At 41.7% G+C, this 12,976-nt stretch carries 11 protein-coding genes; 7 read left to right on the forward strand and 4 right to left on the reverse strand.

Going from position 1 to position 12,976, the window contains the following annotated elements:
* Positions 1-32: 32 nt before the first annotated feature.
* Positions 33-578, forward strand: a complete 546-nt coding sequence (locus AT15_RS08355) for a hypothetical protein (protein ID WP_068348323.1) — start codon at positions 33-35, stop codon at positions 576-578.
* A 32-nt stretch (positions 579-610) separates the two neighbouring features.
* Here AT15_RS08355 and AT15_RS08360 read toward each other — a convergent pair whose 3' ends face one another.
* A complete protein-coding gene (locus AT15_RS08360; RefSeq protein ID WP_235598541.1) occupies positions 611-1,621 on the reverse strand; it encodes an ABC transporter ATP-binding protein in 1,011 nt (336 codons plus the stop codon).
* Complete coding sequence (locus AT15_RS08365) at positions 1,618-2,388, reverse strand: MgtC/SapB family protein (protein ID WP_084251658.1); 771 nt, start codon at positions 2,386-2,388, stop codon at positions 1,618-1,620. The genes AT15_RS08360 and AT15_RS08365 overlap by 4 nt, the downstream gene beginning before the upstream one ends.
* 460 nt (positions 2,389-2,848) lie before the next feature.
* On the opposite strand from AT15_RS08365, the gene AT15_RS08370 reads away from it, so the two are divergent.
* Positions 2,849-4,030: an alpha/beta hydrolase gene (locus tag AT15_RS08370; protein ID WP_068348325.1), complete on the forward strand. Its 1,182-nt coding sequence runs from the start codon at positions 2,849-2,851 to the stop codon at positions 4,028-4,030.
* A 38-nt stretch (positions 4,031-4,068) separates the two neighbouring features.
* Here the strand turns inward: AT15_RS08370 and AT15_RS08375 are convergent, their stop codons facing one another.
* A complete protein-coding gene (locus AT15_RS08375; protein ID WP_068348326.1) occupies positions 4,069-6,351 on the reverse strand; it encodes a glycoside hydrolase family 9 protein in 2,283 nt (760 codons plus the stop codon).
* Positions 6,352-6,407: 56 nt separating this feature from the next.
* The gene (locus AT15_RS08380; protein WP_068348328.1) at positions 6,408-7,736 is read right to left on the reverse strand and encodes a hypothetical protein; all 1,329 of its coding nucleotides are present in this window, start codon (positions 7,734-7,736) and stop codon (positions 6,408-6,410) included.
* 359 nt (positions 7,737-8,095) lie between these two features.
* Here AT15_RS08380 and AT15_RS08385 point away from each other — a divergent pair, with 359 nt between their 5' ends.
* The 5 genes from AT15_RS08385 to AT15_RS08405 are packed head-to-tail and all read left to right on the forward strand — an operon-like array spanning position 8,096 to position 12,976.
* The gene (locus AT15_RS08385) at positions 8,096-9,082 is read left to right on the forward strand and encodes a LacI family DNA-binding transcriptional regulator (RefSeq protein WP_235598542.1); all 987 of its coding nucleotides are present in this window, start codon (positions 8,096-8,098) and stop codon (positions 9,080-9,082) included.
* A gap of 15 nt (positions 9,083-9,097) precedes the next feature.
* Positions 9,098-10,348 carry an extracellular solute-binding protein gene (locus AT15_RS08390; RefSeq protein ID WP_068348330.1) on the forward strand — a complete coding sequence of 417 codons (1,251 nt, stop codon included), beginning with the start codon at positions 9,098-9,100 and terminating at the stop codon, positions 10,346-10,348.
* A 42-nt stretch (positions 10,349-10,390) separates the two neighbouring features.
* Positions 10,391-11,266, forward strand: a complete 876-nt coding sequence (locus tag AT15_RS08395; protein WP_068348404.1) for a carbohydrate ABC transporter permease — start codon at positions 10,391-10,393, stop codon at positions 11,264-11,266.
* Positions 11,263-12,081, forward strand: a complete 819-nt coding sequence (locus AT15_RS08400; RefSeq protein WP_068348332.1) for a carbohydrate ABC transporter permease — start codon at positions 11,263-11,265, stop codon at positions 12,079-12,081. The genes AT15_RS08395 and AT15_RS08400 overlap by 4 nt, the downstream gene beginning before the upstream one ends.
* Before the next feature lie 7 nt (positions 12,082-12,088).
* Positions 12,089-12,976 (forward strand): glycoside hydrolase family 130 protein, encoded by an 888-nt coding sequence (locus AT15_RS08405; protein WP_068348334.1) that lies wholly within the window; start codon positions 12,089-12,091, stop codon positions 12,974-12,976.

Consider the following 12,976-nt stretch of genomic DNA (forward strand, 5'->3'; position numbering starts at 1 on the left):
GATACGCATTTACATGAAGGGGGGAGGTTTTTATGAAAAGGTACTTCTTCATCTTGGTTGTTGTTGCGCTTGGCGCGTCGATATTCGGAGTATGGCAACCTGCCACAGATTACAGGGAATTCGAATATGTTTCATATAGCTACCAGATTGTTGATGGTGATGCAACAACGACCTTTACAATCACGACGTTCATAAAGAAAACAGATACTGGCTATACTGTAACCAACCAGATAGTTCAAGAATTCCCGGACGAGCCCCTTGACATGGTTACATTGACAGGAGGGTTTTACAGCTATGTCGCTATGTTCTTCATGAACCCCATGAGCATGATGCTGATGAACTATCTTGATTTTGAAGAAATGTTGCCGATGAAAATAATGGGGTTTGGAACCATAAGATACGAAGGCGAAGAGGAAGTCGGCAAATACAAAGGTCAAAAAGTGGTTCTTTATGATGAAGAGAAGGAACCTGTATTTTCGTGGGTGATTAACCCTGAAATGCCGCTGGTAATAAAAAGCGTGCTATATGATGAAAATATGACGTTGACACTGCTGGATTACAAAATGGCCGGGAAGTAATTTGGTCCCTTAGCGACAAAGCCCCGCACCTGTTAATTTTTGTGTGGGGCTTCCTTAAATTCCATGCTTTGGTAGATATCTCTTACCACTTCTTCTATACCCGGGTCTTTTATTTTGAAATCTTCTACTTCAAATTTTTTTATGATTTCTCCTGCCAAAAGTGCAGGGTTGTAACCGTTCTTGATTCTTATAGTTATTTCCCCTTCTTTTTCGTAGAATTCACCATTATGATTTCGTATGAAATTTCTTTGCGTTTCAGAGAGGGAATAATGGCTTTCTTTCAACCTGATTTTTAACAACCGCGGAAGAGCTGTCTTACTCTTTAACGAGGATAAGCTGCCTTTATATATCAGCTGCCCGTGATTTATGATAAGTATTTCATTACACAGAGCTTCTATATCGTTTAAATCATGAGTCGTGAGAAAAATCGTTTTTCCTCTGGCATTAAGTTCTTTGAGAAAATTTAAGACCCTGTGTTTTGACACAACATCAAGGCCAATTGTGGGTTCATCAAGAAACAAAATTTCCGGGTCATGTATCATACACGCAGCAAGCTCTGCTCTCATTCTCTGCCCAAGACTCAGTTGCCTTACTGGTTGCTCGTAAAATTCCATTATTTCGAGCCTATCAATTAGAAAGCTCAATTGTTTCTTGAATTTAGCTTCTGAAACGCTGTATATTGCCCTTAAAACCTTGTATGTATCTTTCACAGGTAGATCCCACCACATCTGTGTCTTTTGGCCAAAGACGACCCCGATGTTTTTCACGTACTTCTTTCTCTCTATCCACGGACAAAAGCCTGCAACATTTATTTCCCCGAAAGAAGGGGTAAGTATACCTGTAAGCATTTTTATGGTTGTGGATTTCCCGGCGCCATTTGGACCAATGTAGCCCAGAAATTCTCCTTTTTCAGCGGCAAAAGAGATGTCTCTAACGGCATGGATTATTTTCTTTTCCCGTCTGAACCTCTTCCTTTTATATATTGTGTAGTTCTTATATAGATTGGAAACTTCGATGTATTTATGGTAAAAGGAAAGAATCAATCGCCAAGATCCATTGAAATTATTCCTTCAATACTGGCGAACTCGACGATGTTTTTCTTCAGGATTTTGTAGTCTTCGCTTGAAATAACGAGTTCAAAATTTATATTGTCTTCATCGGTCTCTATTTCTATATGGAGGGGGGTAATTTTCAGCTTTTCGAGTTCTTCTGTTAGCTTTTCCATAGCGTGTTTCTTGTGCATTTCTATAGTTACTGTTCGCTTGTTTCCTTTACCGGCAAAAATATCAACCCTTTTGAATACAACAACTATCAACAGGACAATAGCTGTCGCGACAAAAGAGAGGAGGTATTCTCCGGCTCCAAAACCCATACCAATCGCTGCGGTTACCCAAAGGGTAGCTGCTGTTGTAAGGCCCTTAACAGAAAATCCTTTTTTCAATATAGTTCCTGCCCCAAGAAAGCCAATACCTGACACAATTTGAGCAGCCACCCTGCCTGGATCGCCAGTTTCCCCGTCAAAAAAGGCGAAGATCGACAGAACTGTTATAAATGCAGCACCGACTGATATTAAAGCGTGGGTGCGCAAACCCGCTGGTCTTTGTATCCTTTCTCTTGTGAACCCTATTAAAGCACCTGAAACAGTTGCAGAAATTAATCTGAGAACCAGATCAGCAAATTCAGGCAAAACACCAGATCCTTTCGCAAGTTTTTGTATAAAGAATATATCATATAGTCTGTTAATTGCAAAAATCGAGAAACAAGAAAATCGTTGTGCGTTGTTCGTTGTACGGCAATTATTTCCATCCATTCTTGCTCTCTCCATGTTTTTCTGCCGTCAACTGCGCAGCAGTTCGAGACAGCCACGAAGTGGTTCGAAACAACTCCGCAGGAGTTCATAACAATCCCGAAGGGATTCATGTCGTTTTCTCAGCTTTTCAAGCCGCGCACAACCTACAACCGACAACCCACAACGAAAAAATGAGAGCCGAGAAGGCGAGAAAAAGTAACCGAGATTCCGAGATTCGAGAGAACTTCTAAACACCAGCAGAGCTGGTCATGGCAACTCCGAAGGAGTTCATAACACTGGCGTAGCCAGTCATACCCACGCGCAGCGTGCTTACCCGCTGCATAGCAGCTCTCGGTTCTCGTTCCATTCTCACCCTCTTGCCCTCTGTCGCATTTACTTTTTTTCAAAGATGTTTTCTGCTATACTTTCAGAACAACTTCGGATACTCTACTGCGATAGAGTATGGGAAAAGAGGTATATTATGAAAAAAGGTGCTATATCCCCCACTTTGGTGATGCTAATCAGTATCGCGCTGGGTTCAATTCTTCTTTATTTGTTTCCCATAAAGCCCCTTCCAGCTCCAGAGGGAGAATTCCAGATTGGTTTAAGAATTCTGGAACTTGATATGGATAAGAGAGAATTGGCTTCAGCGAATCCAAATGAAAAACGCAGAGTGCTCTTAGACATCTGGTACCCCGCAGCAAGCTCTGAGGGTTATGAGAGGAGCAAGTGGTTAAGAGAGCCGATATACTTTGAAGCTGTTGAAGGAACACATAACATTCCCAGGGCATTAATCGAACATGCAGGGCAGGTAAGAACAAATTCGCACATTGACGCTCCCGCATTCAGAAAAGAAGGGGGGTATCCAGTTGTTATGCTTTTTCCAGGAACCCCTGCCCTTGTTTCTTTATACTTCAACTATGCGGAGACTCTCGCAAGCAATGGATATATCGTTGTGGGTGTGGAGCAGAGTTACGCAAACATAGCTGTACAGTTCAACGATAGGGCAATCATTTATGATAGGTCGGCTGAAGGAGATCTGGTGAGCAGAATCAGCCAGGCAGAATCAGAGGACTTAAAAATTCAGGAAACTTTTCAGTACCTCTCTGAAGATATCGACTGGGTTAAAGACTACCTGAAGAAGCTGAACAGTGGAGAACAATATCCAGACTTTGAGGGAATCTTCGATTTGGGTAATCTGGTGCTTTTAGGACATTCCGGAGGCGGTGGCATTGTAATTCTTAGGGCCCTGGAAGACGAGAGCGTGAAAGCCGTTGTGGCGCTTGATCCAGCTATTTTTCCATTTTCTGAAGAACTGCTTTCAAAAGGCATGAACGCACCCTTGTTTATAACGATGAGCGAAGAATGGCGTGAACAGGAGAAATACAAAAAGCTTGATACTCTAATGGAGTCCAGCAGAAATAAGCTATACGCTTATGAAATAGATGAAATCAACCATGCGGATTATGCAATGATTGACTATCTTTCACCCATTGCCAAAATTATTGGCAAAAGTGGAGGATATTTTGGCAGAGGCGGCGAAGAGCTCATGAAAAAAGCTGTCCTTTCATTTCTGAATGAAGTGATAAAAGGATTTCCATCAGAGCTTGAGGAAATAGCTGGCAAGGCAGAAGAAATACGCTATTTCTCCAATATGAAATAACAACAGCCGGCTTAAAATAGCCGGCTGGGAATATGAAATTATTTCAGTGTTATACCAAAGATGTGCATTGTGATTATGTCCGGTAGCAAAATAGTTTCTATTTCGTCGCCTTTCAATTTAAAGTGCTGTAAGTACAGTTTACAACTTATACGTTCGGTGTTTCCTGCTGAATCGTATCGGAAAGCTAATTGAAGGCTTTTTTCCCCGTATCTGGGTGTACCGCACCAATCCGATAAACCAAGCATGAAGCTTTCTTGCTGACCATCTTTATATTTCACGATGAGTTCCCCGGTGTAATCGCCATGGTCAGAGGAACCGAGTATCCAGAGATCCGTTGCCTTGAATCCAATGTTAATACATTGCTTTTTGGTTCTTAGGTTATCCATTCCATTGTCCGAAAACAGAAATGGGATGCTTTCTAAGGTGAGCAAACCGTTATCCACAGCTTTTTTCAACTCTTCAAAGGGATAGCTTGCGCCTGTGATGCCTTCAATATTGTCAAAGTTTCCTTCTCGGCGATGATTTGAATCCACAACACCATTGTTATTATAAAGTGGAGAAAGCTCAAGGAGAAAATATCCATTTTCTTTTCTGATTTCCAGTGATTGGCAGGGAAGCTTATCCTGGAAGGTTTCTCCTGTTTTTATGGCCTTTCCTGGCAAGATAGAGCAGTTACCGCTGGATATGCCTTGAAATGTCTCGTTGCTGTTGTTTATTATTACAGTTTGATCTAAATTATCGAAGTAAATACCTATAACGCCGGGAATAAAAGCTAAGGTGTCAATGGCAACTGTTCCATTTGAAGGGTTTAGCCCAAAGCTAAATCTTTCTTCTTTTGCAGTTCCCATTATAAGACCAAGGTTGTATAAACCGTAGTAATCCATATTCAGATCATGTTTGACTTTTTCTTTTCCGTATCTGATGCTAACGGAAACTTCTTTTGAATAATGATCGGGAATTACTGCAAAGACTCGATAGAGCACCTCTGGAAGCAACAGATTCCCCTTGAGGGCAGTAACGCCCTTACAACGAACCAAAGCCCCTCCTGATGCGATGTTAGTGTTTTCAATATCCGCCTCTGAAAGGCCAAGGTTAAGCTTTTCAGCTTCCAGAAAAATAGCAGGGGTCAGCAATACCATTTTTTCATCAAAGAGCTTCTGGTATTTCTCAGGAAGAGTCTTAACGGCCTGTAAACCAAGCAGCGCTGAAATGGTTGATTCAGCCCCAGAATTGAGATTTCTATGGGTTATCTCAAGCCCGTCATATCCCTGTCCATTTGGACCGATCATAGGTGATCTCAAGATATTCAATCCGTTAAACCACGATCCCAGGAATAGGGTGTAGTAGGCATATATCTCTTTTCCAGTTACTTCGTATAACCTTGCTGCTGAATTTATAAAGACCTCTGCAGCGTATGCTATTTGTGGAAATCTTCTTATGCTTTTCGCTATTGAGTATAATGGCCCCGCGGACAAAATCAATGGGAAAACCTTTTCGGCAGACTTTTCAGCACGTTCAAGATAAATCGTTTTAGCTGTCGCCTTGTAAGCTTCAACCAGTGCCTCAATCTGTCTTGAACCCCAACCGTGCCAGTTGAATTCTTCTTTTCCCTCATCAGAGAGCCCGAGTAATTCGCCATGAGGAGTATCAAGAGAAAGGAAGATCCCTTCTGCCAGGGTGTTGATTGTTTCCAGAACTTCCTTTTCGGGAATGGATTTATACAGCTCACAGGCTCCAAGAAGCATTACTGAGCTCATGTCAGTGTATCCTTTTAGCAGGTTATTTTCAATCTGACTCTTTAGAACGTTAAAAACCTTTTTTGACTTTTTAGCAAGTTCACCGGAAAACTCCGGGTCAATATCTGAATACACATTTGCCCCAAGAGAGAGAGCCCAAAAAGCCCTTGCTGCCCACCAATTGGCACCAGCCCTTGAAGTGGGGCCGTTTTTATTTATAGTTCCGTTTTCAAAGACGAAATTGTAAAAGTCCCCATCGGTTCTCTGGAACTTAAAGAGGAAGCTCAGAGCTTCTTTTGCGCGGTTGTTTGCAAAACTATCTTCGGGATTTGCTTCAAGCTGCCTTAAATAAAAAATTGCAACTCTAGCTACATCATCCACACATGTAACACCCTCACCCACGGCGTCAACGTATTTATAAGATCCGTCAGGTTGAAGGTTGCTGTAGATCCAGTAACCAATAGCTGTTTCTTCCTCTATCTTGAATTCGGATCTCAAGAATTCAAGATGACCTACTTCCAATTCAAGGGAAAAAATCACGCTGCTTAACAATATCACCACAATGAATAAAAATGCTTTTTTCATAAACCTCACCTTTGAAAAACGGGGGCACCAAAAGTGCCCCCGTCAGTTGATTTTTCTTACTCACCAATAGATATAGACTGAATTTCAGCGGTCCTCAGTTCAAGGTATTCAATTGCATTTGGTATGCTCATGCTCTTGTAAACGTCGTAGTATAAGTTAAAGACTACTTCGTCGCCAGCCTTGAACCTGGCAGGCCATTCTTTCATTTCGGTGGTTACATTTCCCGCTGTGGATTCGTACACTTCAAATTCACCCGGTATCCACTTGAAGATACCATCACGGAACTCCCTGCTTTCGTAGACCCATGTGTTTCCATTTACCCACTTTTCATAATTCACGTATACCATGGGTTTCACGGGATTGATTTCAGCAACGCCTATACCTTTGCTTGGTGAGTAGTTTGATCTCCAGGATTCTTCTGAGGCAAAAATGTAGGTAGCACCCCACCAAAGAGGCTTCATGGAGTCTGTTGCAGGGAATACTATGTAAGGCACACCGTTCACATTCATTATGGCATTTCTCTCAGCCCAATATTCCCGTGGTGTAATGTTGAGCTGATCAGCCCAAACCAATCTTCTGAAAACGGGGAGCATATGAACTGCATCATCAGCAAGGTCGGTGATGGGCCTTGTGATCATGTTCTGAAGTTTCATAAGGTCAGCGTAGGTTTTGAACATGAAGCGATTGGTACAAATCACATCACCTGTTTTGAATATGCTGGTTACTATTGTCTGTTCTAAGCCAACAAAGGGTGCACAGTCCAGCTTGCTCACTACTGTAACCGCAACAGGGCCAGCTGGTAGAACCTTCATGTCAACAACTTTGAAGTCACCTGTTGTCTTTTCTTCGTGTTTTCCAAGCTCACCATCGATATAGTATGTTGAGCCTACCCAGCCAGCAACTCTGGCAATACCAATTTCATCGACTATTGTGCCTTCTACACTTTCAAACTTCTCAACTTTAACTAACCCTTTATCGTTTACTCTGGCTTTGAATGTAAGGGTGCTAACAACAATGCCTTCGTCAGTGTTTACAGAAAGAGCAGGCTCATACTCCGGAGCTTCAATGTTGAAATCATCGCTAACTTCCATGGTCACGCTGCCCGGGAGTAGCAGAAGTATCTCGTCGCCAGAAGAAAGCTTTCCATTGAGGTCAACATCGTCTATCTGGTAAGGGACCTCAACGCCATTTTCATCGATAAACCTTATTGAATCCCAATTTGCATCGAAATCCATTCCTACGAGATCCAGAACTTTATTCATGCTGATTTTGAAAGGTACAAGTGATTGCGTTGTTTTGTTAATAGTGATAGGGATTTCCATGGTTTCTGCCATCAGAACGGTAAACGCAAAAAGTACCAGAAGAATTACCAAAAGTTTCTTCATAATTCACCCCTCCTTGTAAAAAGTAGAGCGCAGTTATGTAAGCGCTTTCACATTAGGGATTATATAAGCTGGGTTCAAAAAAACGATAACCCGTTTCAAAGCCAATTTTAGTGATTAGAAAAAAATGGAGTTGATTATCGCTGATTTTCGCTTGTTTCCTAAAATATTCATCTTTTTGTTGTTCTTTTAGCTTGTATTTAAAAACAGCATAGAAATGCGTATTAACAATATATTTTCATATAATTCAGTTTAATCAGGTGAAAATGGTTTTAATTGTAACTCACAGAATATTGTTCTGAAGAAGAAAATGTTTTATTATTCTTTTGATATGTAAGCGTTTACACATGGGGGTGGGTAATTTGAGTCCCAAAATGACCAGGCTAATTGATGTGGCAAAACTCGCAAAAGTTTCAACTGCAACAGTTTCGCGGGTGATAAACAACAATGGATACGTATCTGCAAAAGTGAGAGAAAGAGTGATGAAGGCAATTGAGGAACTTGGTTATCAGCCTGCGAAAGCAGCAAGGTTTCTGGCCAAATCTGGGCAAAATTTTGACATTGGTGTTGTGGCGGACGATTGGGTTCTCAAATCCATAACCACCGTTATCGATGAGTTTTACAGTATTGTATATAAAGGTATTATTGATTTTTCTAAAAATCACAGGATGAATATCCACTTGCTGGATGTAAATTCCTGGGATGAAAATGCAGATGGTTTTTTGCTTATAGGGGGAGGTATTACCAAAGAACTGGTTAGAGAAGTTAAAAAAACCAAAAAACCTTTGGTTTTGGTTGATCAGTATCTCCCCGGACTTAAAGTAGATTATGTTGTTTCTGATGGTTACGATGGAGCAGTTTTTGCTGTTGACAAGCTTATTTCCAAAGGAATGAAGCGGATTGTTCATATTCATGGTCCTCTTTCACACTTCGGGTTTAGGGACAGGTATGACGGTTACATGGCCACAATGGAGATGCACGGGTTCATGCCAAAGTCTTATGAATTCGATGAAATCAACGATAACATGAGTACTATCGTTGACATGATGTTGAGAAGCTATGGCAAGCCTGATGCCATTTTCGGATCTAACGACACAGCTGCCATAAGAGCCATGGAGGAATTGAAGTCAAGGGGTTTTAGGATTCCAGAAGATATTTCGGTCATTGGTTTTGATGATATCATGAGTGCTTCGCTTGTTTCGCCAAAGCTTACCACATTGAAGATATTCAAGTATGATCTGGGTTCTATTGCAGCGAGAAGGTTGTTTAACTTGCTTATGGGTGAGGAAAAGCACCCTGTCAAAATATCTCTTTTCACTCAGTATATTGAGCGGGAAAGCACCATATAAAAAGGAGGGGTTTACATGAGAAAGACGCTTTTGGTTCTCTGTTTGCTTTTGATAGCTATTCTTGCCCTTGGAAAAGAAATTGTTTTCTGGACAGCGCCAAATCCTCTTCAGGAAAAATTCTGGAAACCACTCGTTGAAGAATGGAATGCCAATCATCCTGACGTTCAGATCAAATGGTCTCCCATACCGGCTTCTGGAAGCTCTGAGGAGGCAATCTTGACAGCTATTGCCGCTGGCAGCAGTCCGGACATTTGCACGAACATATTCAGTGGGTTTGCCGCTCAGCTAATAGAGGCAGACCAACTGGTGGCCCTCGAAAGTTTACCCGGGTATGCTGACCTTATAGCAGAAAGAAAGATGGAAACTATTGTTGAAGGATGGAAATTCGGCGGAAAAAACTACGTGCTTCCCATATATTCCAACCCGATGATGTTCTGGTGGCGCAAAGACCTTCTTGAAGAACTCGGATATACAAGGGCTCCCAGAACCTATTCAGAAGTATATGAAGTCAGCGAGAAATACTCTGTCAAAAACGAGAAATTCGGTGCACTAGTAGTTCTTGGAAGAAATTGGTGGGACCGCTGGTTTGATTTCATAAACTACTACTATGCAGCGAGCGGTGGAAAGAGCTACCTGGATATTGAAAAGGCGAGAGCCACCTTTAATGACGATGCCGGGAAAAAAGTCGCCACATTTATAGACACCATGTTCAGGAATGAATGGACAGCAGTAGATCTTGGAAATTTTCCTTTCTACTACGGCGTGGTTCTTGGAGGCATCAAAGGGCCCTGGGACCTCAATTGGGCAAAGGAACAGTTCCCGGAAGTGTACCCGAATATTCTCATTGCTCCGCCACCTGTCCCTGATGATTATCCTGCAGATGAACCCGTGCACGTATTTGCTGATACAAAAGGACTCGTAATGTTCAAATCCTGCAAATACAAAGATGAAGCATGGGAATTCATCAAATGGGTGTTTTCGAATGTTCAGAATGACCTAAGGTGGATGGAAATAACCAATATGCCACCTGCCCGCGGAGACCTGACCACCAATCCGATTTTTACAAGCTACATGGAGGAAAATCCATACTTCAAAGCTTTTGCTGAATATGTTCCCTATGCTATCCCACCAGCTCTGACGACTTTTACCGTTGATATTCAAGATGCGATGACTCAGTATCTTATTGAACCTATTATGTATGGAAAGAAAACGCCTGAGCAGGCCCTTAAAGAAGCTGCAAGCAAAATTAGGCGTATCTTGTTCTGAACTGAACTTTAAATTTTGAATAATGGAGTGAATGCCATGGGAATGAAGACACTGAAACGGCGTGAAAACATCAAAGGTTGGTCAATTTCAACTGTGTATCTTGTCTATACCGCTATTTTTTGGGGTTACCCCTTTGTTTGGCTTTTTGTGCTGGCTATGTCAAAGTGGAATTTCCTTACGCCGAGGAGATTTACATGGTTCAACAATTTCATAAAGCTTTTTATGGATGATGAATTCTGGAGGGTTGTAATCAACACTTTCAACTTCATGCTGTACTTCATTCCCATGGTTCTTGTTTTGTCTTTGCTCTTTGCTATGGCTTTGACCAAAGTCAAATACTTCAAAACCTTTTTCATGCTTTCTTTCCTCGTAGCATACGTGTCGTCCGGGGTGGCTTATTCTATAATCTTCTCAAAGCTATTCGCTATCAACGGGCCTCTTAATAAGCTCACCTACTCTCTCTTCGGAGTAACCATACCCTGGTTCAGCCAACCTCAGCTTGCAATACTCTCAATATCCATGATGATTACCTGGAAATTCATAGGCTATTACGGGTTGATTCTTTATTCAGGGCTCGTCACTATTCCAAAAAACCTCTATGAGGCTGCTGAACTCGACGGAGCCAATCGCTGGGTGAAATTCTGGAAGATCACGCTTCCTTTGCTGAACCCTTCGCTGGTGATGGTATTGGTGCTTGCCATTTCATTGACCTTTGGCATTTTCACCGAACCCTACCTCATTACAGGCGGTGGCCCCATGAAGCATACATACACCTTCATGATGATGATTTACACAAATGCCTTTCAGAAATTAAATCCTGGTTACGCATCGGCTCTTGCAATAGTAACTGCGCTGATCAGCTTTGGGTGCGTAATCTTGACGAGAAAGCTAATCGAGAGAGAGGTGAGCTATTCATGAAAAGATTCTGGATGCTTTTGCTGTATATTATTCTATTTGCCGCTTCTTTGCTTTGGATATACCCTTATATCTGGATGTTCATGTCCTCTTTCAAACCTTCGTCAGAGATTTTCACAAAGTTTTGGCCGAGCCATTTCACAACGGAGCATTACAGCTTCATTTTGAAATCTGCTGAAGCAATGCAAAGGCCTTTTGTCAGAGCACTTTTAAACAGTATATTCATATCGGTAACGGTGACTTTTGCTGTCATAATGACTTCTGCTTTTATCGGTTATGCTTTATCAAAAATAAATTTCAAGGGTAGAAAAACCCTTGTTAACTTCATTATTTTTCAGATGCTCTTTCCGGGGTTCATGTTCATTGTCCCGCTGTATGTTCTAATGAGGGCACTGGGACTTTTGAACTCACTTTCAGCTGTAATCGTTCCAAGCCTCATGTCGGCTTGGGGAATATTCATGTTTACTCAATCTTACAAATCCGTCCCCAATGAATATATAGAAGCTGCTAAAATGGATGGTGCTAACGATTTTTGGGTTATATTGAGATTGATGCTCCCCCTTTCCAGGAGCACCGCTTCGATAGTTGGTATGTTCACGTTTATAGGTATTTGGGATAACTTCATGTGGCCATTGATAGTGATCAGAGACTATAATAAAATGCCGTTGTCAGTACTTCTGGCAAGTTTTAATAAAGAATACGGAAGCTATGTAGGTCCAATATTGGCGGGATCGGTTATACAGACAATACCAATGGTTCTGATCTTTTTGATATTCAGGAAGTATTTCTTACAGGGAATATCCATGTCTTTGAAATAAAGGAGGCTTGAAAATGAAACTACAGAGATGTGTCTTAAATCCACTGCTTTCACCGGTACCCCAGCATCATTGGGAATCAAAATATGTGTTTAACTGTGCGGTTGTCAAAAAAAATGGCCTTTTCCACATGCTTTATCGTGCACAGGGAGAAGATATGGTCTCCAGAATAGGCTACGCTGTTAGCACAGATGGCATAAACTTCAACAGAATGGAAAAGCCTGTCTTTACCCCCGGCAGCCAGTGGGAATTATACGGTGTAGAGGATCCGAGGATAACGGAAATAGACAGGAAATTCTACATGCAATACACTGCTTATTCTCCTATTGGAGTTAGAATTTCCATGGCTTCTACAACCGATTTTATACGCTGGGAACGTCATGGCGTCATCATACCTGATATAGACAATAAGGATGCGGCGCTCTTCCCTGAGAAAGTGAATGGTCGATATGTGATGTTCCACAGAATTGAGCCGGATATGTATCTTGCATTTTCAGATGACCTTATACATTGGGAAGATTTCGTATCTATTGCCGGACCAAGAGAAGGTTACTGGGATAATCTGAAAATAGGTGTTGGAGCTCCGCCAATAAAAATCGATGAAGGCTGGTTGGTTCTTTATCATGGAGTTGAAAACACTCCAAGACCCACTTACAGGCTGGGATTTATGCTCCTTGATCTTAACGACCCGAGCAAAGTATTGAAGAGGTCTGAAGAACCGGTATTAGAACCTGAAGAAGAGTGGGAAATATTTGGCGGTGTTCCAAATGTTGTCTTCTCTGATGCTATGGTGGAACACGAAGGGAAATATTATATATATTACGGTGCAGCAGATAACCACATAGCTCTCGCCACAATTTCAAAAGAAGAAATCATGAAGTGGGTTAGAGAGGGATGA

Source organism: Kosmotoga arenicorallina S304 (assembly GCF_001636545.1).
GTDB classification, from domain to species: domain Bacteria; phylum Thermotogota; class Thermotogae; order Petrotogales; family Kosmotogaceae; genus Kosmotoga_B; species Kosmotoga_B arenicorallina.

Coding starts and splice junctions, on each gene's coding strand:
- AT15_RS08365 (WP_084251658.1), bottom strand. CDS start 2,388: ATGGATGGAAATAATTGCCGTACAACGAACAACGCACAACGATTTTCT.
- AT15_RS08380 (WP_068348328.1), bottom strand. CDS start 7,736: ATGAAGAAACTTTTGGTAATTCTTCTGGTACTTTTTGCGTTTACCGTT.
- AT15_RS08375 (WP_068348326.1), bottom strand. CDS start 6,351: ATGAAAAAAGCATTTTTATTCATTGTGGTGATATTGTTAAGCAGCGTG.
- AT15_RS08400 (WP_068348332.1), top strand. CDS start 11,263: ATGAAAAGATTCTGGATGCTTTTGCTGTATATTATTCTATTTGCCGCT.
- AT15_RS08390 (WP_068348330.1), top strand. CDS start 9,098: ATGAGAAAGACGCTTTTGGTTCTCTGTTTGCTTTTGATAGCTATTCTT.
- AT15_RS08370 (WP_068348325.1), top strand. CDS start 2,849: ATGAAAAAAGGTGCTATATCCCCCACTTTGGTGATGCTAATCAGTATC.
- AT15_RS08355 (WP_068348323.1), top strand. CDS start 33: ATGAAAAGGTACTTCTTCATCTTGGTTGTTGTTGCGCTTGGCGCGTCG.
- AT15_RS08395 (WP_068348404.1), top strand. CDS start 10,391: ATGAAGACACTGAAACGGCGTGAAAACATCAAAGGTTGGTCAATTTCA.